We start from the raw sequence: 25,279 nt of genomic DNA on the forward strand, positions 1-25,279 counted from the left end.
TTTCGGCTACCATGAACACTCAGGAGAGCAGCAGGATATGTTTCATTGGGAGATGAATCAGTCAGGACACAGAACAAATCAGGTCTAAAAGTGTAGTGGCGCAGTGAAATTGACCATAAAAACAGAGAGAATATTATTATTTCATCGCCAAGATAGGCGAAATATAACCCTTTAACTGGTATCAGGATGCTACATCATTGTAGGGTTTTAGCGCCGGTACCCTGCCCCACATATTATCAAGTCACCTTTATGTATCATTTAGCACGATGACCTCGACTCGGTTTTTCCCGGCATTTTTTGCCCGATAAAGTGCTTTATCCGCAGCATTGGACAAATCTTTTGCTGAAAGATGTCCACCAGGCTGAGAAACTGACGCCACACCAATACTGATAGTCACTCGCCCTTGAGGTGACATTCCGTGAGGAATATCCAACTCTTCAATGGAGTTACGCATACGTTCAGCAACAGCCGTTGCATCGGCCAAGGTACTCGGGGCCAATAAAACAATAAACTCTTCACCACCATAACGCGCCAAAATATCTGAATCACCACGAATAGATTTTGATAAATTTTCAACAATAGACTTCAGACAAACATCGCCCATAGCATGGCCATAAAAGTCGTTAAAACTTTTGAAGTTGTCAAAATCAATCATCAAGACAGAAAGTGCGCCACCTTTAATGCAGTTTTCCTTCCAAACCCGCTGATATATTTCATCAAAGTGACGGCGGTTTGCCACACCAGTCAAGACATCGGTTTGTGATAATGCCTTAAGAATCGATTCAGACTGCTTAAGTTCTGTGATATCAAAGAATGAACCATACCAAATTACGGCCCCATCCTGTTGTAGAATAGGGAAAGACTCACCATGAAGCCAATGAGTACCTTTACCCGGCAGCACAACGCGGAAATCACAACTCCAGACAGAGAGGTTTTGCTGTGAAGCAGTAGAAGCTTGTTTTAGTACATCCATATCATCGGTATGAATACGACTAAACAGTGGGTTTGCCTCTCGAGTCACATTTAAAACATCAGCGGGAGCAAGATCAAATATCTTACGAACTCCCTCACTGCAATATTTAAAATAAGACTTGCCATCAGATTTCAAATAATAAGCATAGATCATCGCCGGTAAGTTTTTGGTTAATCTGTCCATCAACTGTTTATTTTCTTCAAGCTCTATCAGTAATGATTTTTTTTCTGAAATATCAGAAACAATGCTGATGTAACCAATATTACTGCCAGTGTCGGATATTATCTCGTGAACACTTAAAGACCCCCAAAAACGTTCACCATCTTTACGCTGATAACGCCACTCACTGGTATCACGTCGGTTAAGCAATAAATGATTCAACGTCTCTTGGGCTTCACCTTTTTCTGGAATATTCAATACAGTCGAGATAGGACACCCTAAAACTTCCGTTTTGGAATAACCAAACATCCTTTCTGCACCCACATTAAATATGGTGATACAGTTATCCAAGTCAGTCGTAATGATTGCGACATTTTTTTCTGCATTTAACAGTGCATCTAGCTTAAGATTTGATAATTTATCTTTCTCATTTCCGCTCATCACTGGCTTATCTTTGGGGTATCTTCCAGAGACCTTCTTGGTAAGAGAATTCCAATGGCCATAAAAAAATGAAAATAAAGACATAGAGATAAATTACCTATTATTAAACAACGTAGAACATAAAAAATGAAACAAAATATTGACAACTATAACACAATCCAGAGAGACGGGGTAGAGCCACACTATAGATGTGCCCTATTAGATAAATAATGAAACTTAACTTGATTAAATTATTACAAAACCCACCAAGAAAACGTAGACAATAACACTCTATGATAATAGGGAATATCTATTTAACCCAGTTGGAGCAAAAATGAAAATGTTACAGATGATTTGTCTGTCTATCCTATTACTATTAAATGCCACTATGAATTTTGCAGAATAATCTGCGAATAAACAGCCGATAAATAGAGATATACAAAAAAAAACACAAAAAAAACACAAAAAAACGGGTAAAACCTATCAACGTCCACCTGCCCTCCAAAAGAAAAGGATGGTCGGCCCCTGCCGCCCACCAAAGATCATAACAAGAGTCAACCATCAACAGGGCAACCACCTCATGATGGCAAACACACCTGCCCGCCACCGCGAACTGATAAAAAGCCTTAACGATTGAGTCTATTTAATAGGCTATATGTTTATATCGGAAGATAAATTTAATCATGTATAGCTTTATTTATCTTTTTTATTATTAAGTTAGTATAAACATAATATGCAACTTATTAATCAACAAGCATTAGTAAACAATTACATTAATAACCTAAATATAATAAAAACACACTTCAGATCTCCACATTAAAATCAGACATATAACCAACTTTAACTATAAAAATTAATCGCATGTATTATTACTTAATTAAATTATCACTCAACATGGAAACATATATACTTATAGTCCATACTCAACAACGAGATAATCTCATACTTGCACACCGATAATATCAGGCTCGAAATAGCAAACAGAAGAAGGGATATATTTATGCTTTATAAATCATTAAGTAATACTATTGTAGCAGCCACTTTACTGACAGCAATGACGAGTGTATTTGCTGCCTCTTCGCCCACTATGCCAAGTGATATGACGTGTAAAGAATTTCTTGACCTTAATCCTAAAAGTATGACTCCAGTGGCCTTCTGGATAATCAATAAAGATACCCAGTTTAAGAAAGGAGATACCATCGCTTTTCAGGAGGTAGACACGGTTTACACCCCGAAAATAATTGATATTTGTAAAAAATCACCTGACCAAAAAGTCACAGATATTAAAAAGACATGGTGAGGGATAACCAAGTCGTGAGTGCCATATCATCATTAGCCTCATTTGGGATAGATGGGGCTATTATTTAATGAATAGGATTTGAGGAATAAGCATGATTAAAAAAATCATCTTGCTGTCATTGTTGATATTACCTATTAGCCAGACTTTCGCAGTTGACTGTAAAAATGCATTAACCCAAAAGGAGATGAATCAGTGCGCCAATGCAGATTACAAAAAAGCCGATACTGAACTCAATCGTATTTATAAAGAGATTTTTGCCAAAACATCTGCAGATATAAAGCCATTGCTAAAAAGTGCTCAACTCACTTGGATAAAATTCCGTGATGCCGATTGTAGATTCCAATCCTCAGCCACTGAAGGGGGTTCAGTACACCCGATGATTATCTCTGCTTGTTTGACTCATAAAACTGAAGAGCGTATTTCACAGCTAAAATCTTACCTCAATTGCCCTGAAGGTGAATTAAGTTGCCCACTTTAGCGGCTTTACTGGCAATTATTGCTTTTGCCGCATCAGAGAAGGTGTCACACCATACGCGGTTTTGAAACAATTGCTAAAATGGCTGGCGGAGCTAAAACCACACTCCAAAGCAATATGAGTGAGTGGTATCGTGCTATGTCTTAGTAATTGTTCTGCATGACGTAAACGTATTTTCAATACAAACTGATGCGGTGCTAACCCCGTGCTTTGCTTGAACATTCTGGCAAAATGAAACTCACTTAGCCCAGCCTGTTCGGCAAGATCTGCCAACAAAAGTTGCTGCGAAAGATGGGCATCGACATATTCTTTTACTCGTTTTAAGGCCACTGGTGCCAAACCACCACGGATGCTGGGTATTGCCCACCGCAATTGCGTGTAACTCTTCAGCAGATGGGTCATCAGCAAGGTTGATGCACTACTGAGTGCCAAATGATTCGCCGAGTCTTGCCAATTGCAATTGAGTAAAAACTGGCGATATAACAGCGTTATTTGCGGATCTTCGGCAAAAATGCGTTCATCTAGCTGGATAGATTGAGGGCTTCGTTCCCAGATTTGCTCGGCCAAATGGCGCAAATGTTCATCTGTGCAATACACATGGACAAATGATAAATCGTCGCGCACATCCCAACTGGACACACTGTGCTTTGGCATAATACAAAAACGATCTGGCCCTCCGCCGTTTTTCCACCCTGCCCTTGTTTTGTGGTAGCACTCATAGCCATCTGCAATATAGAGACTCAGTGTGTGATGGTCTGGATTTTCTTGAGTAACGCAGTCATCGCGATTAGACCAGGCCGCCAATTGAATACCCGAGCCGAGTTGCACACTGTCATGCAAGTGAGCTTTATGTGTTCTAAGGGTTTCAAAGGCCTGATACCGCTGCAACATCGTACTGACTTCCTGTGATAAGACGAATAAATCCAGTCTAATGGCTTGCGGTGTGGCAAACCATAATTTCCACTTTTTTATCTCAAAAATGCGCAAGATTTTGCAATTCTCCGCAAGCCGCTGCAAGCCCGCCTCCTGCGCATAGTTGATACTGATGTTTTTCGGCGGTAATGAGAAATCACCATGAATGCGCTGCTTTATTTGTTAGTTGTACTGATTTGGGGAACAACGTGGATTGCAATCACCCTACAGCAACAAGGGGATGTTGCTATTACGGTATCAATATTTTATCGATTTGCTTTGGCGGCAGGAGTGATGATGCTGGTTTTATTGTTGGTTCGCCGCTTGCGCCGCCTCGCACTCCGTGACCATCTTTTTTGTATGGCACAAGGTTGTTGTGTTTTCGCCTTTAATTTTTACTGTTTTTATCATGCAGCAGCATATATCAGCAGTGGTTTGGAATCGGTTATTTTCTCAATGGCGGTGCTATTTAATGCCGTCAACAGCATGATTTTCTTTCGTCAACGTCTTAGTCCTAATTTGTTGCCGGCCAGTATTCTCGGGATGTGCGGTATTGTCGCGCTCTTTTGGCAAGATTTAACCGCGACGCAAATTGCGCCGGAATTACTAACCGGAATCGGCCTGAGTCTGTTGGGCACTTATGGTTTTTCACTGGGCAATATGATTAGCAGCCGCCACCAGCGGCGGGGGTTAGATATTCTCTCAACCAATGCTTATGCAATGACATATGGCGCTATATTAATGGGACTTTTTAGCCTGATTCAACATCAATCCTTTACTCTCGAACTCAGCCCGCGCTACCTGGGTTCATTGTTGTATCTGGCCATTTTCGGCTCGGTCATTGCTTTTGCAGCTTATTTCAGTCTGATTGGGCGCATCGGAGCCAGTGGCGCGGCCTACAGCACCTTATTATTTCCCTTAGTTGCATTAACCATATCCACTTTCTATGAAGATTATCACTGGCATCTGAATGCCATTATTGGCCTGATTCTCATTCTCTTGGGTAATTTGGTTATGTTTTCTCGCCCAGGGATGCTGCAATCTTGGTTTAAACGCGCAGCGGTGCAATAAATAAAATCAGCGTTAGGGCTTTTTATTAGTAAATTTTAATTTTTCCGGTGCTGACTTGAGATAAAGATTAAAAATTTATCATTTTAAGGATGCCAGTGGTGCTTCAAGGCGTTATCTTGAATACACCATTACTCCCAGAGGAATAGCTCATGTACGTTGTCACTCTCACCTATCATCAACCTATTGATGTTGTTGAATCTCTCGCCGACAATCATAAAGATTGGCTGAAAAAATATTATGCTCAAGGTGCATTTATTGCCTCTGGCCGTAAAGTCCCGCGCACCGGTGGCATTATTTTGGTGAAAAGTATCGCCCGCGAAGAACTGGATAGAATATTGGCAGAAGATCCGTTTAATGCCGTGGCAAAATATGATGTTATCGAGTTTATTCCCTCTATGGCTATCGAGTCGGTTGCCGCATTAACTACCTTGTAATCCAGTTTATTGTTCGGCGACTGGCGGACTGGCAGCCTCTGCTGCTACCCGCTGTTGCCTTTGTTCCATAATGCGATACAGATTTTCCTCAAGCCAAAGCGCCAATCCTTCTACCTGCTCCTGAACCTCTTTCCCCAGTGGGGTTAATTGATATTCCACATGAGGTGGCACGACCGGATAAGCAATGCGGTCAATAAAACCATCTTCTTCAAGATTCTGTAGTGTTTGCGCCAACATTTTTTCACTCACACCACCGATTTTGCGTCTTAAGGCACTAAAACGTAGCGTTTCATTACTCAATGCAATGAGAATCAGCACCCCCCAACGGCTAGTAATCCGCTTAAGAACCTCTCTTGAAGGGCAATCTGCATTGAGCAGCTCACCACGCCGCACTTGTTCCGGAAATGAAATAGGGGAATTCACATTTTGCGGTTTCATTATTTTCATACTAACCTTTTGGTATGTACTTACTTAAAGTTAGTATATTGCATATGATGATCTTAAGGGCGATTTTTTAACGAGTAATTGCGTTTTATTCCTTAAAGAGGCCCGCTATTTTCTCTCATACTCAACATCATTGGAGCCTCACTATGATCGCAGTAACCGGTGCCACAGGCCAATTAGGTCGCCTTGTTATCAATGCATTACTGAAAAAAATCCCTGCCAGTGAAATTATTGCCGCCGTCCGTAGCCCGGAGAAAGCCAGCGATTTGGCAGCACTCGGTATTCAGGTACGTAAAGCGGATTATAGCCAGCCCGCAACCTTAGATAGCGCCTTCCAAGGTGTTGATAAATTGCTGTTAATTTCATCAAGTGAAGTGGGCCAACGGGTTGCCCAACATACTGCGGTTATCAATGCGGCTAAGCGCGCTGGGGTGAAACTCTTGGCCTATACCAGTTTGTTGCATGCCGATAACAGTGTCTTAGGATTAGGCGAAGAGCACCGCGCCACGGAAAAATTGTTGCGAGAATCCGGTTTGCCGGTGGTGCTGTTACGTAATGGCTGGTACACCGAAAATTATGCGGCCAGTATTGCCCCCGCCTTAGCCCATAGCGCATTTATTGGTGCCGTGGGAAATGGGCGAATCGCCTCTGCCAGCCGTGAAGATTATGCACAAGCAGCCGCCGTAGTGTTAATCCAGGCAGATCAAGCCGGTAAAGTGTATGAATTGGCCGGTGACGACAGCTACACCTTAGCTGAATTCTCAGCAGAAATTGCCCGTCAATCCGGTAAGCCGGTGGTATATAAAGATTTGTCTGAAGCTGATTTTAAGCAAGCGCTGCTCGGTGCGGGCTTGCCAGAAGGGCTGGCTGCCATGTTAGCCGATTCTGATGCCGGGGCTGCCAAAGGTGGGTTATTTGATGACAGCCATACATTGAGCAAACTGATTGGTCGCCCAACCACACCTTATGCCAAGGTCATTGCCGCCACATTGGCAACTCTGTAACGGTTTTCGCTATGCTAAAGACCGGCAACCCAGGGCTGCCGGTCATTTTTTCGCTGTTGTTAAGCTTTCGCGGCATCCAATGCTTGAGACAAATCATTAATAATATCGTCAATATGCTCAATACCAATAGACAGTCTTACCATATCCCGTGGCACGCCCGCTTTGATAAGCTCTTCATCATTAAGTTGGCGGTGAGTGGTTGACGCAGGATGGCAAGCCAATGATTTGGCATCACCAATATTCACCAGCCGCACAATTAGATTCAGCGCATCAATAAATCGCCCCCCTGCTTCCTGCCCGCCATCAATCCCAAATGACAATATCGACGACGGCTTGCCGCCGAAATAGTATTGAGCCAACTGATGCTCTGGATTATCTGGTAAACCCGCATATTTGACCCAGCTGACTTGCGGGTGATCTTGTAAATAATGTGCCACTTTTAGCGCATTTTCAGTATGCCGTTCCATACGTAATGCCAATGTTTCCAAACCTTGCAGAATCAGGAACGCATTGAATGGCGACAACGCCGCCCCGGTATTTCGCAGTGGGACTACCCGGCAACGACCAATGTAAGCCGCCGCGCCAAATTGCTCGGTATAGGTCACGCCGTGATAGGACAAGTCTGGCGTATTCAATTGCGGAAAACGTTCTGGATATTGTGCCCAGGGGAATTTCCCTGAATCGACCACTATGCCACCTATGCTAGAACCATGACCGCCAATATATTTCGTCAATGAATGAACCACAATATCGGCACCGTGTTCGAATGGCCGACAAAGAATAGGTGTCGCGACCGTATTATCAACAATGAGCGGCACGCCGCGACGATGCGCGGCATCCGCCAGTTTTTGTAAATCAACAATATTACCAGCCGGATTACCAATAGATTCACAGAATACGGCCTTAGTTCGCTCGTCAATTAAGGCTTCCAAAGCATCGATATCATCATGGTCGGCAAAACGGGTTTCAATCCCATAACGTGGCAAGGTATGGGCCAACAAGTTATATGTTCCGCCATATAATTTGGCCACCGACACAATATTATCCCCTGCTTCTGCAAGGGTCTGAATCGCATAAGTAATCGCCGCCATACCCGAGGCCACCGCCAGCGCTGCAATTCCCCCTTCCAGAGCTGCAACCCGTTGTTCCAGCACATCATTAGTTGGGTTCATAATGCGCGAGTAAATATTGCCCGCAACTTTTAAATCAAATAAATCAGCACCATGCTGGGTATCATCAAAGGCAAAAGAAGAAGTTTGATAAATTGGAACTGCAACAGCCTTGGTGGTGGGATCTGGCGAATAACCGGCATGAATGGCTAATGTTTCTAATTTCATTCTTTTTCCTTTAATTAAATGGCGATGAACTGATACAGCGTGGGCAAGAATTGATGCAAAAGTGCTGCGCCTTCTTAATGAGACCAAGAGTCTATTGGCAGCTGAGGGAGTAGAAAAATTCTCAATAGCGCGATTAGCAATAGTGGAATTAACAATAATGGAATTAACCCGCTAAACCTAGGTGAAAAAGTAATCATTTAGCTATTAATTATAATTAAAAGTTATCGGCATTCATGAGCTTGATGAATGCCGATAAGTTGACATAACACTGTTTTGGCCACTTGCGGCTATCTGTTCTAATGGTCTAAGTAGAGATAATGCATCCAACTTGTCATACGTAACAATACCTTACGCATCACCGCCACATGGGTGAAATGGTCGGAATACACCGCCACCTGAGCATAGATCCCGTCCGGTAGTGCATCAACATCACTATTAGGCGTCAGTTCAATAATCGCCAGCACACCATCACTGCCGGGAATAATAGACAACGATTGCAACATTCCCTGCGCCTGGTATGACCCTCCGGGCACCACTGGAATTATGCTGCTTAGTTTGCCGGAGAAAACCTGCCCAGGTAAGGCATTAAATACAATCTCCGCTTCATCGCCATGTTTCAGACGTAACAGCGAGTTTTGCCGAAATTGAGCAATAATTTGTCTTTTTTGTTGTGGAATGAAGACCATTACGGGGCGCAACGGCAAGGCCGCCGCGAAGGTTCCTGGCCGGATAAGTACCTGAGTCACATAGCCATTACTGGGCGCGCGGATCACTGTTTGCTCAAGATCATATTTAGCTTCATTTAACTGAGCTCTGAGACTCACAATTTGTGATTGCTCCCCATTTAGGACACTGTCTATCTGACTTTTTATTTGTGACTGTTCAGCCACGGAGGACTTTACCAACGCATCTTGTTCCAGATAATTCTGGCGAGCATTATCAATGTCACTTTCGGAGAAAGGATTTACTTTCGCCTGGCTTCCTTTTAAATAGCGCTGATAGTCTTTATTTAATCGGTCACGTTCTGCAATAACACCGGACGTATTGGCGATAGCCTCTTCAAGTTGCCCTTTGAGAACATTAACATTATTAATAGCAGTTACTAAATCTGCTTCCAGTCTATTAACTCTGGCCTGATAGCGCGTGGGATCTAATTTAAAAAGCATCTCACCTTTTTTAATTAATTGATTTTGTTTATCTGTCACTTCGATAACAACACCGGTCACCTGTGGCGTAATTGGAATAGAAATAACCGCCTTCTGTGCCAGGAAGGTATAGGGATGGTTATAATTCATTAATAAAATCAATGCGCCAATTAAAAATACCCCGCCCAAAGCCGCTGTAGGTACAGTCCATTTATTTACCGGTATTTTAAAAATCTTAAATATAGCCCAGGCAAAAGCGACATACGTCAGGATAATGAGTAAATCCATGATGGTTACTCCGTTGGAGGTGTATTTTTGTCGGCCAGTTTCAGTTCAAGATCCACCACTCGTTGCTGTAATTGCGCCAGCGGGCCTTCCTGACCATGCATGCCCCAACCGCGTTCAGGGCGGTATAACGTTGCCCATATCCATAGAAATGGCCAGATTACATGCAAAGTGAAAAGGCTCACCCACCCCGCGACATGAATAGCATCGGCATGTGGATGATTTCGTGATAAAGCAATAAGATAGGGAATATCATGAAGAATAATAATCCCATAGAAAATAATGAGAAAAACGACAATAAGTACGCCCAATGCAAAATAATTAAGAAACATAATTGCCTCTATTTTATGAGCTCAGTGTTCATAATAAAGATAGACGCAATCATTCTGTTTGTAATCAAGCGCGCGAAGTTTATTAATTAAAGTGATAGCCGAAAATATTTTATTACGTCAACTAGCTTAAAAGTAGTTTTAAATATCACTTTTGAGGCTGGATAGGCTATAAGAAGTTGCGCCAAAACAACCAATAAAAATCACTTAGCTTGCTATGTTAAAATATTTAATTAGCTTTATGACAAAGCGATAAAACAGCATGCTAATTCAACCATTCCTGGCTGTGTTTCTTTTTTAATATGGTGCTATATTTTTTAAGTACCAGGCCAATTTCATCATAGGACGCATATGAAAAAGAATCGTTTCAGTGTTGCCGCGGCTATTTTAGCTGTGGGGATGTTATTGGGAGGTTGCGCTTCCAAGGTAACACAAACAACTCAATATTCAGGATTCCTTCCCGACTACAGTAAACTACAAGAAATAGAAACCGCCAGTGGTCATAAAGTTTTACGTTGGATATCACCTGACTTTAAAGAATCTAATTATCGAGGCATTTACTTTGCGCCGGTAATTTTCTATCCAGCGGCCAAACCGACTGTCAGGGTTAGCGAGGAAACCCTGAACCAAATCCGACACTATGCAAGTACACGCATCAAAGCCGCCATTGCTGAACGCACTACAGTCCTATCTAGCCCAGCAGGCCCGCGGGTGTTGCTCGCCAAAGTGGCTATCACGGCGGTGAACTCTGAAAATGAAGATGTCCAGTTCTATGAAGTTGTCCCGGTTGCTGCCGTGATTGCCACGACAATGGCTGCCAGTGGGAACAGAACACAGAACGTCACATTATTCCTCGAAGCCCAATTAATCGATCAGGATACTGGCAAAACGATGATGTATGTGGTTCGTAAAGGCTATGGTAAATCAGTCAGTAATGATTCAGCTCCTATTAATCTTAGTGATGTTAAGAAAGCCATTGACGATATGGTGGTAGATATTGCGAATTTCCCAAAACAATAATGCGCCAGTAAAATGGGGAAACATCAGTTTCCCCATTAATTTTTATTCATAGCCACTTGTAACAAATAATCATCATGGGAAACATAATCAACAAACATTGCCAACATTCTGCAAAAACACATGATACCACACAACTTTTAAGCAAAATCTATACATATCTCATTAAAATAAAAAATAAAAAACATCACTTATTAACCTCGATTAATAAACCGCACCAATCAATCACACAGTTAAACAGAATCTAATTACATATCACTGTTTTAATTACATTTAATTTCTTGCAATAAAAGAAAAACGACAAGATAGTTAAATATAAATAATAAATATCATTTTATTAATCATTTAAAAACCAGAAAAAATGCACTAAAAAAGAGCAATAATACTAATAAACAGCTCTTTAATGCTGCAATAAAAATTTAATATATAAAGGCATAAAGTTTTATCCAAGAGTGCCGATGACGCTCAGTAATTATTGTATTTATTTGTTATCAGGGAACTCCCCCTTTACTGAGGTTATTATGAGAGTCAACAAGCCTGTCAGTCGGCAGGAGTATCCCATTGGAAGCGATATCACCTTGCAATCCACTACGGATATTCACGGGAATATTGCTTATGCCAATGCCGCTTTTGTTCGTGCTAGTGGCTTTGAATATCAGGATTTGCAGGGCCAGCCCCATAATATGGTGCGTCACCCAGATATGCCCGCGGCCGCATTTGCCGATATGTGGCAAACGTTGAATGACGGGCTTTCATGGTCATCTTTGGTGAAAAACCGCCGCAAAAATGGTGATTATTACTGGGTGCGAGCAAATGCTACCCCATTGCGCCATCAAGGCCGCTTGACTGGCTATATTTCCGTGCGTATAGCCCCGACTCGCGAAGAAGTGAAACAAGCCGAAACACTGTATGCCGATTTTAACTCGGGTAAGGCCAGGCAGCGCCGTATTGCCCTTTATCGTGGGTTAATTGTTCGCACCGGTTGCCTTTCTTTATTATCAATATTCCAAACCCTGCCGCTGCGTTGGCGTTTGCGCGGTGCATCATTGGTTGCAGCATTGCTGCCAACTGTGGCCGCCGGAGTGATGGGGGTGACGGGTTTGCCGCTGTTGACTATGGGCGCAGTTACCCTTGCCAGCAGCATCATCACGTCATTTTGGTTGGAACGTCAGGTTGCTCGCCCAATAGCCGCTATTTTGCAACAAGCACAAGATGTCTCTTCTGGCGAGGCGGGAGATTATGTGCAGTTGAATCGTGTGGATGAAATTGGCTATCTGATGCGCAGCGTCAATCAGTTGGGCTTGAATTTGCGTTCACTAACCGATGATGTCAGTAGTCAGGTTGATGGTATTAGCACTGCCAGCCGTGAAATTGCGGCCGGAAATCGGGAGCTAAAAGTCCGCACGGAGCACGCCACGGCCAACTTGCAGCATATTGTCAGCGCCACAGATCAATTGGTCGCGACAGTACAAAATAGCGCCAACACTGCGAATGAGACGACCTCACTGGCGGAAATGAGCAGCCATGCGGCAGAGAAAGGCAGTGAATTAATGCATCAAGTTATTGAAACAATGGGAACAATTAATGCTTCCAGCCACCGCATTGTCGATATTATCAGTGTGATTGAAGGTATCGCCTTCCAGACCAATATTCTGGCACTCAATGCGGCCGTTGAAGCCGCCAGAGCCGGTGAACAAGGTCGCGGCTTTGCCGTTGTCGCCAGTGAAGTGCGCCATTTGGCACAACGTTCCTCAACTGCGGCTAAAGAAATCAAACAGTTAATAGAAACCAGTGTGGATCGGGTTCGTGATGGTAGCGCACTGGTACAAAATGCCGGTGCGACTATGGATAATATCGTCAAACAGGCCGGTCAAGTTTCCACTTTAATCAATGAGATAAGCACATCAACTCATGAGCAAACGCAAGCGCTAGGTCAAATTAGCCAATCAATTGGTCAGTTGGATCAAATGACGCATCAGAATGCAGCAATGGTTGAACAATATGCCGGGGCGGCGGAAGAATTGGCCCATCGCACTCTACGTCTGACACGAGCGATTCGAATTTATCGCCCGATAAAATAAGACGAAAATAATAATGATAACCAACTGAAATAGCGTGAGTAAATTGGATAACCCGACTCCAGCATGACTTTATCTGTTATGGGTTATATGGCAAATTTTTCATCTGTCATAGCAATAAACTCAAACCCCGTTATAGTGGTCAGTTGGTTATTTAATTATTAAATAAGGGGTTTTATGTCATCAATTAATCAAACATCTGCTCGCGCTAAACAAGGTGAAACCGATGCAAACTTACCTGGTGAAGATCATTTGATCGCCCATGAAGCTTTGCTTGTCGCCTTAATGGTTGAATGTGCTAATGAGTCAGATAACGATCAATTCTTGTTTACCGTCCGCGAGACCCTTAACAGGGTATTGAGCTCCTCACGTTATCTTGATGCCAGCAAGATAGCTAATGGCCTGCTTGATGAAGCTGATGATAAAGCGAACCGCTAATCTCTAGCCCTCATTTGCTGAGGGCTTTTTATTGGCCCTTTGCTGATGATAATGTCACCATACCTGTTGCCCAAGGCCGACAAGAAAACGATAATTAGCCGATGATAGTGGCAATATCACTCATTGAGGAAAGTAATGGCTTCGCTGAAAGAAGTAGCACATCTGGCGTCAGTTTCATTAATGACCGTTTCCCGGGCAATCAATAACCCGGAACAATTGCGCCCGGAAACCTATCAGCGAGTCATGCAGGCTATTGAAGCACTCAATTATGTCCCTGATTTTTCAGCCCGAAAAATGCGCGGCAATACCACCAAAACCTCTACTTTGGCCGTGCTCGCCTGGGATACTGCCACCACCCCTTTTTCAGTTGAAATATTACTCTCCATTGAGTTAACGGCGCGTGAATTTGGTTGGAACAGCTTTCTGGTCAATCTGACCTCGCAAGAAGATAGCGAACGCGCGGTTAATCAACTGCTGGCCCAGCGCCCCGACGGCATTATTTTTACCTCGATGGGATTACGACAAGTCACCATTCCTGACCGCCTGCAAGATAAAAATATTGTGCTGGCAAATTGTGTCAGTGAAAACAAGTCAATTCCCAGCTACATTCCTGATGATTTTGATGGCCAATATCAGGCAATGAAATTAGTACTGCACCGAGGATACCGGCGGCCACTGTGCATCTATCTCCCCGAGCAAACGCTGGCGGGTATTGCGCGCCGCGCTGGTGGCGAACAAGCATGGCGCGAAGCCACATTACCTATGGATCAATTGCGCCAGTGCCACTTGGCCCTAGGGGATGAACATTATCAGGATGTTGTTGCTCTGTTAGACCGCTTCTGCCCGGAAGGGAAACCTGATTTTGATGTGCTTATTTGCGGTAATGATCGCATTGCTTTTCTGGCCTACCAGGTGCTGTTAGCCAAAGGTATCCATATTCCACAGCAAGTTGCCGTCGTCGGTTATGACAATATGGTGGGTATTGGTGAATTGTTTTTACCGCCACTGACCACAGTGCAACTACCCCATTATGATATTGGCCGAGAAGCCGCACTCCACTTGATTGAAGGGCGTGAGTCACGATTAACTCATCGGTTGCCTTGCCCACTGCTGGAGCGGGCATCCATGTGATACCCGCCCGCCAACTTGCAGATTAAGCCCCTACCGCCAAGTACCAGAACTTGCCACTCAACAGTTGCGCCTGACCATTTTCAGCAAACAGTGATAAGCGCCGCTCATGTTCCGCCGGATAAATTCGGCTGCTCATACAGGCCTGCCCATTATTGATGAATACCTCCAAAGACGAGCTATCAATAAATACTCGCAATGATAATAATCCCGATTCGGGCAGTGAAACACTGCGATATCCGGTCACACCCTGCTGCGGATAATGCCGCTCTAAAATCAACCTATTTGCCTGATTATCGACATAGACCGAAACACGACCACCGCGCCCCTGGCCATCGCCCAACTGAAAACCATACTTTTCGGCCTGACTTGCTGTCGTATCCCATTCCAGTTGCAACTCAATACTACGGCAATTGTCCGCCAAAAATTGTTGCTGTTGTACTAAGGTTAGCGGCAGGATGGATTGCTCAGACTGCCTTAATGCTTCAACCTCGCGCACCGGTTGCATCAACAACTGCCCCTGCGGGTCAAGACTTAACTCACGAGGTAAGGTCAGGCAACCACACCAATTATCTGCTTTTGTCGGCATCGGAGATTGCCACATATCCATCCAACCAATAATAATCCGTCTTCCATCGGCAGCTAACAGAGATTGTGGCGCATAGAAATCATGCCCGTGATCCAGCTCAGTAAAGGGGTGAGTGGCGATAAAATCGGCTCCTGGTTGCCAGTTACCGCGCAATATTCCACTCTGGAACAGGTTGCGATTGTCATAACCTATGGCTGCCAGCCCCTGTGGTGAGAACATCAATATTCGTTCATTACCCAGGGGAAAGAAATCCGGGCATTCCCACATATAACCCATGCCGTCATCTGCCCGAGCCAATACTTGCATGAATTGCCATTCTCGCAGTGAATGGCCGCGATAAAGTAACACTTGCCCGTGATCTTGTGCATCGCGCGCCCCGACCACCATCCACCAGTAATCGTCCTCAAACCACACTTTGGGATCCCGAAAATGCATGATGCCCTCAGGGGGGGTCAACACCACACCTTGCTTGGTAAAATGGATCCCATCGTGACTGGTCGCCAGGCATTGTACCTCACGGATAGCGCTGTCATCCCCCTCCCCACTGAGCCACACATGCCCGGTGTAAATCAGACTTAACACCCCATTATCAGCCACTGCACAACCGGAAAAACAGCCGTCTTTATCCCAAGGATCGCCCGGAGCCAATGCAATGGGCTGATGCTGCCAACTGAGCATATCGCGGCTGGTCGCATGCCCCCAGTGCATCGGCCCCCAATTCTCATCATAGGGATGATGTTGATAAAATGCGTGATATAGCCCTTGGTGAAAAATCAATCCATTCGGATCATTCATCCACCCTGCTGGCGGCGCTAAATGAAAATGTGGATAAAAATTTGGGTTAACTTGAGTTGCTAAAGTGTGCAGCGCATCATTTGCCCGCTCAATTAATGGATTCATAATGATTCACTTAATAGTTAGTTGTAGCGAAGAGTCATCCGTCCGCGGCGCATCACGCAGCAGCAAACAGGAGATTGCGGTTAAGCCGAGAACAATGCCCCCCATTATCATGTAAGTATCGGCAAATCCTATTTGGTCATAGCTTCTACCTGCCAGCGGCGAAAATACGCTGGCACAAACTTGGGTGACAAACTGGAAGCCCACCAAATAAAGTGTGGCTGATAAACGGGGGTCAAAATTGGCGGCGATATACTTAAAGATGGCAATCAGCAAAATAGGTAATTCAACTGCATGTAATAGTTTCATCAGGGAAATCGTGACCGCATCTTGTGCCAACCCTGAACCAAAAATGCGTATTGCCATAATTAACCCACTGAGCAGCAAGCCATTTTTCGCACCAATTCGGTTGACCAAAAACGGCGCAAGGAACATACCGCCCGCCTCTAGGAATACCTGCAATGAATTCAGAAAACCGTACATCTCATTGCCGCGCCGAGGATCAGCAAACAAAGAAGAGAAATAAACCGGAAATTGCTGATCATAAACGTTATACACACTGACACCGGTAACAAAAACCACCAGCGCCCAAAAACGCGGCAGACGGAATAATGCCCCGGTATCACGCAGTGTTAGGGCGCTACTCTTGCCATATTCTAGCTGCCCCATGGCCTCGGCTTTCACTTCATGCAAATGCCACAGCAGCAATAAAAATAATGCCGCAGATACTGAAGCCATCCAAAAATTAATGTTGGGATTAATATTAAATAACATTCCAGCAAAGAAGGTTGCGCCCGCCCACCCTAATGATCCCCACATGCGAGCTTTGCCAAATTCAAACCCACTAATACGGCTGACTCGCTCGGTATAAGACTCAAGTGCTCCAATACCGGCAAAAAATGTCATCCCCATATATAAACCGCCCACTATGGCACCAGCCAACATATTGACGCGTAATAAAGGGGCATATACGTAAATAAAAAATGGGCCACTGATCAGCAGCAAAATACCAATAGCCCACAAAAGATGTTTTTTCAGCCCTAGCTTATCCTGTATCACTCCATATAGCGGTTGAGCACACAGCGCCGTTAAAGCAATAGCAGAAAAAGTGGCCCCGGTTGCTGTTCCTTTGAGTCCCACATATTGATTTAGCCATATGGAGAATAAAGAAAATGCGGATGACCAGGTAAAGAAAAACGTAAACAATAAGCCACTTAAAATTAGATACTGATTGCGGGCAGAGTGTCTCATGGCGATGTCCAGTGGTAGATTTACAGCCATTGTTAACGTTAACTTTAAAGCTTGAAAAGACCTCACAAGATAAAAACGTGATGTTAATCACTAATGTTAACGTTAACAACTTCATTGTGTGACAACAAGCACATTACAGGTGTTAACCCTATCTAGACCTTTATTCTTGTTTTCATTTTCTGCATATTGCAGAGCTGCAATGGGTATAATGAGCCAAGTTGATGAGACTTATTGGCCTACAGGTTATAAGGAGGGAAAGTGCTGCTGGATAAAATCCTACTGGTTGCCATTATGGTTTTATTATCACTTTTTGCCTGGATGTGCTTATCGCCCTATCATATGTACATAACAGTTTATGAATTCTTAGAGTTATTTGGTTTTAAAGAAGGCTATAACAGTTTTAGTTTCGCAACAGAAACCTCCGAATAAATAGAAGAATAGATAAAAAAACAGGTGCCACTTTGGGCACCTGTTAATGAAATGGCTTATGTATCTGTAAACAGCTTTATTCTATTGGCCCTGTAGCGCCTGATTCTTTGACCGGGAAAACAGAATAACTGGCAACAATAGCCGTGAGGATAATAAATAAATGCCCTTCCGAGGAATCGAGCAAGAAAGAATTAAACAGATGGCAAGCCAGATAACCACCGAGCAAAGCAACTAGCACATTTCTGGTATAAGGTGGTAAACGCCAAGCCGAGCGGAAGAAACACCACATCCACCCTAGGAATATCGCCAAGCCGACAATACCCGACTGAACAGTTTGCATCAGATATTCATTGTGCGGATTAATGCTGTATTCGTCCTGTGAAAAACTTAACCAGAACCCACCAGCACCGTGTCCCAAAATAGGCGCAGACTCGATTAATTTCACCGACTCAAGCATAAATGCCGTGCGCAGCCCCATCGAACTGTCGCAGGACTCTTTATTATTCAGGCAAGTTTGAATCTCGGTGACACCTTGATGCAACCGATCCACGGCCCGATTAGGCACCATAATCACCACGGCGGCGACGATAACTGCACCGACAAACATCCCCATCCGTTGACGATTTGACAGTGACAATAACCCCCAAACCCCGAAGGTTGCCGCTAATGCAACATAACCGGTGCGGCCCTGCACCATAAACACAATGTTATAAACAGCCAGCACCACCAGTAGCGCATAACCCCAGCGCCTCATCCCATGATGTTTGAAGGCCAAAGAAAGCCATATCACCGCAGCCAGCGCCATAAAGAAATTATGCGTAATTTGTAATTTAAATACCGTCGGATTGACTGGGTCAATATGGCCTAGCGGCATATGCAACACACCGACCCAAAGGCTGGCCACTAAAATCACGGCATTCGCCAGTAAAAAACCTTTGGCGAAATAGCTGGCCAGTGAGCGAGAAAGGACAAAAAACATCGCGAGCGGCAAAATATACAACAATTTCGAGTACTTACTGACCATCACTTTGCCGTACAAATTGTGATGCCAAAGTAAAGATATTGCCAGCAGCAATACCATCAGGGCAGGCAGCCAAATCAGCGGATTTTTTGCCAATACTTTCACATAGCGGGTATCGCGGCTCAACAGTAAACAAATGACTGCCAATACCATCGACACATTCATGATGAAATTAGAAGTGGGCAGACCAATACCTAACAGAAATGCAGTTGCACAAGACAACATACCGACATATCGATGCGCTGGCGGTGAACCGGGCAAAGAAGCAGGAGAAATCATAAGTCACTCACTTCAGATTAAAAACCAGCAGAGACTGCCGGCACGGGTTTACCGAGCCTCACAATCCCTATCTATGATATAGCCAGCCATAAGATAACGGCTGGCTATGGAACTTTGACACTATGTCATAGTGGCACTATGTCATTATGGCACTGTGTCACTGTGTCGCTATGACAGTGCGCCGTTATGCCGCGAGTGACCGGAACAAGTAACGGAACCACCATATTGGACGCCACCATATCTTACGTTCAGGCACTGTTGGTGGGCGCGAATGCACTTTTTTGATTTCCCAATTAAAGTTAAGGAATATTCTGCTGTGGCCATATTCCGCCCCAAATCGGGCAATTTCACTTTTCTTACGGTCATCAATAGGAGCGTTATGTGTCAGGTCACGATTCAATGAATGGTAACTTTTCTTCCTATCAACATTTCGTTCGATACAGCGGTATTTCTTAGGCAGATAACGAGGTGTAGTGCCATGATCTTTATGGAATTTCACAAAACGATAATCTTCCGAACCGTAATGGCCGGCAAACTCCTCGTCATAACCATAAAGTCTGAAGAATCGTGCTCTGGACATAAAGAACAAATTAGGATGACCACGATAGGCTTTGCCTGTTTCTTCATCGGTGCGGTAAATACGATACAGTGAGCGCCCCGGATTGCCCGCATTCACCAGGTAACGCAGAGTATCTTCCGGCAGCAAACAGTCTAAATCGGTAATAATAATCTTATCTGATTTAGCATAAGTCACACCAAGATTGCGAGAACCCGCCTGATTCCACTGAATATCTGTGGTAATTCTTAACCAAGTGAAATTCAAATCGTAATCTTTAACGTCATACTCTAATGGTGAGCAATCATCAACGATGACAAATTCGACAGCATCCTTAATATCATCTGGGTAAGATTCATATTCTTTCAACAAAGACTCGACAGAGTCCATATTTCCCTGATTACAATAAAAATGAGTTACATAAGTCAGCTTGATGTGCTGCTTATCTAACGGATGCCGTGCCTTAACAATTTCTACATCCTTTGTCACTATATAAGCCTCTGTTTTAAGAGAGAAAATAAAAATAAATTTTTATGATTTCTTGGGAACTGATGATTAAATAAACTCAGTACGAATAAATAGCCAATATATGCCGAATAACTTTGCGGTAAAGGATAAAGAGTTACCATAAGCAGTCAAATATTTTATTCGAATTCTTGTTTCAATGCCAACATGGCGCGAATAACAATTAAGTAACATTTATCACTGGCGGCAGCACAGTTACTGACCATTATAGTTTTTCATCTCTGATAATTGAACAGCGATACCAGCAAGATAGCCAGTTTATTGCACGCCGATGTTTTGCAGGAGTTTTGCAGAGGAAATGTAAGAGGGTTGAAAACTCACGGAAACCTAAGTCCCCGTGAGAGAATGCAGTAACTGCTAAATTACATGTGTTGAATTATGGCGTCGCCAAATTCGCTGCATTTCAACAGTTTAGCGCCATCCATCAAGCGCTCGAAATCATAAGTCACGGTTTTGGCCTGAATTGCGCCTTCGGTGCCTTTGATAATTAAATCAGCCGCTTCGAACCAGCCCATATGACGCAGCATCATTTCTGCTGACAGAATAATAGAACCAGGGTTCACTTTATCCTGACCTGCATATTTTGGTGCCGTGCCGTGAGTTGCTTCAAACAATGCGCAGTCATCACCAATGTTGGCACCAGGGGCAATACCAATACCGCCAACCTGTGCAGCCAAAGCATCAGAAATATAATCGCCATTCAGATTCATACAAGCGATAACATCATATTCAGCTGGGCGCAGCAGAATTTGTTGCAGGAAGGCATCAGCGATGACATCTTTAACAACAATCTCTTTGCCAGTATTTGGGTTCTTGATTTTAACCCAAGGGCCGCCATCGATAAGCTCACCACCAAATTCCTCACGCGCTAACTGGTAACCCCAGTCTTTAAATGCGCCTTCAGTGAATTTCATAATGTTGCCTTTATGAACCAGAGTTACTGATTCACGATCGTTGGTAATAGCATACTCAATCGCAGCACGAACCAGACGTTTAGTCCCTTCCTCTGAACAAGGTTTTACACCAATACCGCATTGTTCAGGGAAACGAATTTTCTTCACGCCCATTTCTTCACGCAGGAACTTAATCACTTTTTCAGCTTCTGGCGAACCGGCTTTCCATTCGATACCCGCATAGATGTCTTCTGCGTTTTCGCGGAAAATCACCATGTTGGTCAATTCTGGATGTTTTACCGGGCTTGGCGTGCCTTCATAATAACGCACCGGGCGCAGACACACATACAAGTCGAGCTGTTGACGCAAAGCCACGTTCAGAGAACGAATACCACCACCGACGGGAGTGGTCAACGGGCCTTTAATTGCAACACGGTAATCACGAATCAGATCTAATGTTTCTTCTGGCAGCCACACATCTTTGCCATATACATGTGTTGATTTCTCACCGGTATAGATTTCCATCCAGGAGATTTTACGCTCACCTTTATAGGCTTTCTTAACCGCAGCATCCACCACGTTGATCATGGCTGGGGTCACATCGACGCCAATACCGTCACCTTCAATAAAGGGAATAATCGGATTATGCGGAACAACCAGTTTACCCTGAGCATCGACAGTAATTTTCTTACCTTCTGCCGGAACAACTACTTTGCTTTCCATCAACCTCTCCTTCAGCGCAATTTTGTTAATGCCTTGTAAGATTCGTGTCAATACTACTTGAATATTCGTCCCGCGCCAATCCGAAACGGATTGAGGTATAATGCGCTAATCATTAGGAATCGCAATAATCATGAATAAATTCTCTGTTAAAAATCACAAAGTTAACCGATTCAGCACCAAGGCACTGGCGAGTCAGGGGAAACCCGCATCCCCGAGAAGAGTGCTGTTATTCAACAAGCCATTTGATGTATTACCACAGTTCACAGATGAGTCCGGGCGCACAACTTTGAAGGGATTTATTCCTTTTACAGATGTTTATGCTGCCGGCCGGCTTGATCGTGATAGCGAAGGCCTGCTGGTATTAACTAATGATGGCAAGTTACAAGCTAAACTCACACAACCGGCCCAGAAAACCGGTAAAGTTTATTTTGTCCAAGTGGAAGGCACCCCAGGGGATGACGCACTTTCTCAATTAAGGCAGGGCATGGTATTAAAAGATGGCCCAACGTTACCCGCCGGAGCGGAGTTGGTAGATGAGCCAGAATGGTTATGGCCACGCAACCCGCCAATAAGGGAACGAAAAACCATTCCGACCTGTTGGATGAAAATCACTCTATTTGAAGGGCGTAATCGGCAAGTTCGCCGCATGACTGCCCATATTGGCTTCCCTACCCTGCGCCTCATCCGTTTTAGTATGGGAAATTTAAGCCTTGGCGATCTAAAGCCCGGCGAATGGAAGGAGATAAACCATGTTTAAGCCCCATGTGACCGTCGCTTGCGTCGTGCATGCCCAAGGGAAATTTTTAGTCGTTGAAGAAACTATCAATGGCAAAAAGTTATGGAATCAACCTGCTGGCCATTTAGAGGCAAATGAAACTTTGCTGCAAGCCGCCGAAAGAGAGTTGTGGGAAGAAACCGGCATCCGTGCTACCCCGCACACTTTTCTGCGTATGCATCAATGGATAGCGCCGGACAACACGCCCTTTTTGCGCTTTGCTTTTGTCATTGAATTACCCGCCATATTGCCCACAGAGCCCCATGATACTGATATTGATTGCTGTTGGTGGCTGACGGCAGATGAAATACTGCAATCGTCTAATTTACGCTCGCCCCTGGTAGCCGAGAGTATCCGTTGCTATCAGCAGCCAGAGCGCTATTCACTTGATCTGGTTGGCCCATTTAACTGGCCGTTATAAAATGCAGATGTGATTTTTCTGTTGCGCTATCGGGTAGATTTCAAGGTGCAGCAATGCAGTCAACGTGATAAAATCCGGCGCTTGTTTTTATGATGCCTGACCTGTGCTGAAAAGTTATTCACATAACTTCTCATTGGAGAGTGAGGTATTTACGTTAGTGAGACTCCCATGTCAGATAATAGCCAGAAAAAAGTGATCGTCGGAATGTCCGGCGGTGTCGATTCTTCCGTTTCCGCCTACCTGCTCCAGCAACAGGGTTACCAAGTTGCTGGCTTGTTCATGAAGAACTGGGAAGAGGATGATGGCGAAGAGTATTGCTCAGCAGCGACCGACCTGGCCGATGCTCAAGCCGTATGCGACAAACTGGGCATGGAGTTACACACCGTCAATTTTGCTGCAGAATACTGGGATAACGTGTTCGAATTGTTCCTGGAAGAATATAAAGCCGGGCGCACCCCTAACCCCGATATTCTGTGCAATAAAGAAATCAAATTTAAAGCTTTCCTTGAGTTCGCGGCCGAAGACCTCGGGGCGGACTATATTGCCACTGGTCATTATGTCCGCCGCCAGGATGTTGACGGTAAAAGCCGCTTATTGCGGGGTTTAGATGGTAATAAAGACCAAAGTTATTTCCTCTATACTTTAAGTCATGAACAACTGGCTCAGAGCCTGTTCCCGGTGGGCGAATTAGAAAAACCTGAAGTTCGCCGGATTGCCGAACAACTCGAACTAGTGACCGCAAAGAAAAAAGATTCAACCGGTATCTGCTTTATCGGCGAGCGCAAATTCCGTGATTTCCTGGGCCGTTATCTGCCCGCGCAACCCGGCCCAATCATGACTGTTGATGGCAAACATGTCGGCGAACATCAAGGGTTGATGTACCACACGCTGGGTCAGCGCAAAGGTTTGGGTATCGGTGGCACCAAAGAAGGCGGGGACGACCCTTGGTATGTGGTGGATAAAGATGTCGCCAATAATATTCTGTTGGTCGCTCAAGGACATGAACATCCGCGATTAATGTCTGTGGGCCTGATTGCCCAACAGTTGCACTGGGTCGATAGACAACCTGTCACGGCCGCTTTCCGCTGTGTCGTGAAAACCCGTTATCGCCAGCAAGACATTCCTTGCACTGTGACACCATTAGATGACGAACGTGTTGAGGTGCGGTTTGATGAGCCAGTAGCCGCAGTCACTCCCGGACAGTCCGCGGTCTTCTACCAAGGTGAAGTCTGCCTCGGTGGCGGCATTATTGAAGAGCGTTATCCACTGACTGGCGCGGTAGCACGCTAAATCGGTCATCAACCCAGTTAGTTATCTTACAGGAGTAACCGTGGCGAAAAATTATTATGACATTACGTTGGCATTGGCGGGAATCTGCCAGTCAGCTCGCTTGGTTCAGCAATTAGCCCATGAAGGCGTTTGCGATAACGATGCTTTGAATACTGTTCTGGGTGGGTTGCTGCAAACCAACCCCCCTTCAACCCTGGCGGTGTATGGCGGCAATGAAGAGTCGCTGAAAATGGGGTTGGAAATACTGCAAAGTGTCCTCAATGCCAATCGCCAGGGGCCAGCGGCTGAATTGACCCGCTACACCCTGAGCCTGATGGTGCTGGAAAGAAAACTTAATGCCAATAAATCCGCCATGAACACCTTGGGCGAGCGTATTAGTCAACTTGATCGCCAATTGGCACATTTTGATCTTGAATCTGAAACCATGATGAGTTCACTGGCAGCGATTTATACTGATGTTATCAGCCCGCTTGGCCCGCGGATTCAGGTGGTGGGTTCACCGGCTATTTTACAAAGCACCTTGGTGCAGGCAAAAATCCGCGCTGCCCTACTGGCGGGGATCCGCTCAGCCGTGCTTTGGCAACAAGTTGGCGGAAGCCGCTTGCAGTTAATGTTCTCGCGAAATCGTCTGTTTAAACAGGCACAGAGTATTCTTGCTCATAATTGAAATCCTTCCTCAGG

General features: G+C 44.6%; 24 protein-coding genes. 13 read left to right on the forward strand and 11 right to left on the reverse strand.

The window, feature by feature from the left end:
• Window positions 1–247: 247 nt before the first annotated feature.
• Entirely contained in the window at window positions 248–1,657 is a 1,410-nt protein-coding gene (locus tag YROHD0001_RS15765) for a sensor domain-containing diguanylate cyclase (protein ID WP_032815941.1), read from the reverse strand.
• A gap of 895 nt (window positions 1,658–2,552) precedes the next feature.
• Here YROHD0001_RS15765 and hdeB point away from each other — a divergent pair.
• Together hdeB and YROHD0001_RS15755 are read left to right on the forward strand one after the other, a co-directional pair.
• Complete coding sequence (gene hdeB / locus YROHD0001_RS15760) at window positions 2,553–2,852, forward strand: acid-activated periplasmic chaperone HdeB (RefSeq protein ID WP_004713166.1); 300 nt, start codon at window positions 2,553–2,555, stop codon at window positions 2,850–2,852.
• A gap of 91 nt (window positions 2,853–2,943) precedes the next feature.
• The gene (locus tag YROHD0001_RS15755; RefSeq protein ID WP_004713167.1) at window positions 2,944–3,330 is read left to right on the forward strand and encodes a lysozyme inhibitor LprI family protein; all 387 of its coding nucleotides are present in this window, start codon (window positions 2,944–2,946) and stop codon (window positions 3,328–3,330) included.
• Window positions 3,331–3,345: 15 nt separating this feature from the next.
• Here YROHD0001_RS15755 and YROHD0001_RS15750 read toward each other — a convergent pair whose 3' ends face one another.
• Complete coding sequence (locus YROHD0001_RS15750; RefSeq protein ID WP_032816049.1) at window positions 3,346–4,218, reverse strand: helix-turn-helix domain-containing protein; 873 nt, start codon at window positions 4,216–4,218, stop codon at window positions 3,346–3,348.
• Window positions 4,219–4,401: 183 nt separating this feature from the next.
• Here YROHD0001_RS15750 and YROHD0001_RS15745 point away from each other — a divergent pair, with 183 nt between their 5' ends.
• Together YROHD0001_RS15745 and YROHD0001_RS15740 are read left to right on the forward strand one after the other, a co-directional pair.
• Complete coding sequence (locus tag YROHD0001_RS15745) at window positions 4,402–5,310, forward strand: DMT family transporter (RefSeq protein WP_004713169.1); 909 nt, start codon at window positions 4,402–4,404, stop codon at window positions 5,308–5,310.
• A 149-nt stretch (window positions 5,311–5,459) separates the two neighbouring features.
• Window positions 5,460–5,744, forward strand: coding sequence for a YciI family protein (locus YROHD0001_RS15740; RefSeq protein WP_004713170.1), 285 nt, complete (start codon window positions 5,460–5,462; stop codon window positions 5,742–5,744).
• Window positions 5,745–5,750: 6 nt separating this feature from the next.
• Here the strand turns inward: YROHD0001_RS15740 and YROHD0001_RS15735 are convergent, their stop codons facing one another.
• Window positions 5,751–6,191, reverse strand: coding sequence for a winged helix-turn-helix transcriptional regulator (locus tag YROHD0001_RS15735; RefSeq protein WP_004713171.1), 441 nt, complete (start codon window positions 6,189–6,191; stop codon window positions 5,751–5,753).
• A 143-nt stretch (window positions 6,192–6,334) separates the two neighbouring features.
• Between YROHD0001_RS15735 and YROHD0001_RS15730 the strand changes: the two genes are divergently transcribed.
• The gene (locus tag YROHD0001_RS15730; RefSeq protein WP_004713172.1) at window positions 6,335–7,192 is read left to right on the forward strand and encodes an SDR family oxidoreductase; all 858 of its coding nucleotides are present in this window, start codon (window positions 6,335–6,337) and stop codon (window positions 7,190–7,192) included.
• Window positions 7,193–7,251: 59 nt separating this feature from the next.
• Here YROHD0001_RS15730 and YROHD0001_RS15725 read toward each other — a convergent pair whose 3' ends face one another.
• The 3 genes from YROHD0001_RS15725 to YROHD0001_RS15715 all read right to left on the reverse strand — a co-directional run bounded on the left by YROHD0001_RS15725 (window position 7,252) and on the right by YROHD0001_RS15715 (window position 10,291).
• The gene (locus YROHD0001_RS15725; protein ID WP_004713173.1) at window positions 7,252–8,529 is read right to left on the reverse strand and encodes a bifunctional O-acetylhomoserine aminocarboxypropyltransferase/cysteine synthase; all 1,278 of its coding nucleotides are present in this window, start codon (window positions 8,527–8,529) and stop codon (window positions 7,252–7,254) included.
• A 296-nt stretch (window positions 8,530–8,825) separates the two neighbouring features.
• Window positions 8,826–9,962, reverse strand: a complete 1,137-nt coding sequence (locus tag YROHD0001_RS15720) for an HlyD family secretion protein (RefSeq protein ID WP_004713174.1) — start codon at window positions 9,960–9,962, stop codon at window positions 8,826–8,828.
• 5 nt (window positions 9,963–9,967) lie between these two features.
• Window positions 9,968–10,291, reverse strand: a complete 324-nt coding sequence (locus YROHD0001_RS15715; RefSeq protein WP_004713175.1) for a DUF3302 domain-containing protein — start codon at window positions 10,289–10,291, stop codon at window positions 9,968–9,970.
• A gap of 348 nt (window positions 10,292–10,639) precedes the next feature.
• Between YROHD0001_RS15715 and YROHD0001_RS15710 the strand changes: the two genes are divergently transcribed.
• The 4 genes from YROHD0001_RS15710 to YROHD0001_RS15695 all read left to right on the forward strand — a co-directional run bounded on the left by YROHD0001_RS15710 (window position 10,640) and on the right by YROHD0001_RS15695 (window position 14,952).
• A complete protein-coding gene (locus YROHD0001_RS15710) occupies window positions 10,640–11,308 on the forward strand; it encodes a DUF3313 domain-containing protein (protein WP_004713176.1) in 669 nt (222 codons plus the stop codon).
• Between the two features lie 518 nt (window positions 11,309–11,826).
• Window positions 11,827–13,386, forward strand: a complete 1,560-nt coding sequence (locus tag YROHD0001_RS15705) for a methyl-accepting chemotaxis protein (RefSeq protein WP_032816050.1) — start codon at window positions 11,827–11,829, stop codon at window positions 13,384–13,386.
• 174 nt (window positions 13,387–13,560) lie between these two features.
• Window positions 13,561–13,821, forward strand: a complete 261-nt coding sequence (locus tag YROHD0001_RS15700) for a hypothetical protein (protein ID WP_004713178.1) — start codon at window positions 13,561–13,563, stop codon at window positions 13,819–13,821.
• A 135-nt stretch (window positions 13,822–13,956) separates the two neighbouring features.
• Window positions 13,957–14,952: a LacI family DNA-binding transcriptional regulator gene (locus YROHD0001_RS15695; protein ID WP_004713179.1), complete on the forward strand. Its 996-nt coding sequence runs from the start codon at window positions 13,957–13,959 to the stop codon at window positions 14,950–14,952.
• A 22-nt stretch (window positions 14,953–14,974) separates the two neighbouring features.
• On the opposite strand, the gene YROHD0001_RS15690 is transcribed toward YROHD0001_RS15695, so the two are convergent.
• The 5 genes from YROHD0001_RS15690 to icd form a co-directional block, all read right to left on the reverse strand.
• Window positions 14,975–16,438, reverse strand: a complete 1,464-nt coding sequence (locus tag YROHD0001_RS15690) for a glycoside hydrolase family 32 protein (protein WP_004713180.1) — start codon at window positions 16,436–16,438, stop codon at window positions 14,975–14,977.
• Window positions 16,439–16,444: 6 nt separating this feature from the next.
• Window positions 16,445–17,686 (reverse strand): MFS transporter, encoded by a 1,242-nt coding sequence (locus YROHD0001_RS15685; RefSeq protein ID WP_032815942.1) that lies wholly within the window; start codon window positions 17,684–17,686, stop codon window positions 16,445–16,447.
• 505 nt (window positions 17,687–18,191) lie between these two features.
• Window positions 18,192–19,397, reverse strand: a complete 1,206-nt coding sequence (locus YROHD0001_RS15680) for an O-antigen ligase family protein (protein WP_081452022.1) — start codon at window positions 19,395–19,397, stop codon at window positions 18,192–18,194.
• A 202-nt stretch (window positions 19,398–19,599) separates the two neighbouring features.
• The gene (locus YROHD0001_RS15675; protein ID WP_004713184.1) at window positions 19,600–20,460 is read right to left on the reverse strand and encodes a glycosyltransferase family A protein; all 861 of its coding nucleotides are present in this window, start codon (window positions 20,458–20,460) and stop codon (window positions 19,600–19,602) included.
• Window positions 20,461–20,858: 398 nt separating this feature from the next.
• Window positions 20,859–22,112, reverse strand: coding sequence for an NADP-dependent isocitrate dehydrogenase (gene icd / locus YROHD0001_RS15670; RefSeq protein WP_004713186.1), 1,254 nt, complete (start codon window positions 22,110–22,112; stop codon window positions 20,859–20,861).
• A gap of 130 nt (window positions 22,113–22,242) precedes the next feature.
• On the opposite strand from icd, the gene rluE reads away from it, so the two are divergent.
• The 4 genes from rluE to hflD all read left to right on the forward strand — a co-directional run bounded on the left by rluE (window position 22,243) and on the right by hflD (window position 25,265).
• Window positions 22,243–22,869, forward strand: a complete 627-nt coding sequence (gene rluE / locus YROHD0001_RS15665) for a 23S rRNA pseudouridine(2457) synthase RluE (RefSeq protein ID WP_004713187.1) — start codon at window positions 22,243–22,245, stop codon at window positions 22,867–22,869.
• A complete protein-coding gene (locus YROHD0001_RS15660) occupies window positions 22,862–23,308 on the forward strand; it encodes an NUDIX hydrolase (RefSeq protein ID WP_032815944.1) in 447 nt (148 codons plus the stop codon). Before rluE ends, YROHD0001_RS15660 begins: the two co-directional genes overlap by 8 nt.
• A 168-nt stretch (window positions 23,309–23,476) precedes the next feature.
• Window positions 23,477–24,598 (forward strand): tRNA 2-thiouridine(34) synthase MnmA, encoded by a 1,122-nt coding sequence (gene mnmA, locus YROHD0001_RS15655; RefSeq protein ID WP_004713189.1) that lies wholly within the window; start codon window positions 23,477–23,479, stop codon window positions 24,596–24,598.
• Window positions 24,599–24,638: 40 nt separating this feature from the next.
• Window positions 24,639–25,265: a high frequency lysogenization protein HflD gene (gene hflD, locus YROHD0001_RS15650; protein WP_004713190.1), complete on the forward strand. Its 627-nt coding sequence runs from the start codon at window positions 24,639–24,641 to the stop codon at window positions 25,263–25,265.
• Window positions 25,266–25,279 lie beyond the last annotated feature (14 nt).

Origin of the sequence: Yersinia rohdei ATCC 43380, assembly GCF_000173775.1 — a bacterium.
Classification (GTDB): Bacteria; Pseudomonadota; Gammaproteobacteria; order Enterobacterales; family Enterobacteriaceae; genus Yersinia; species Yersinia rohdei.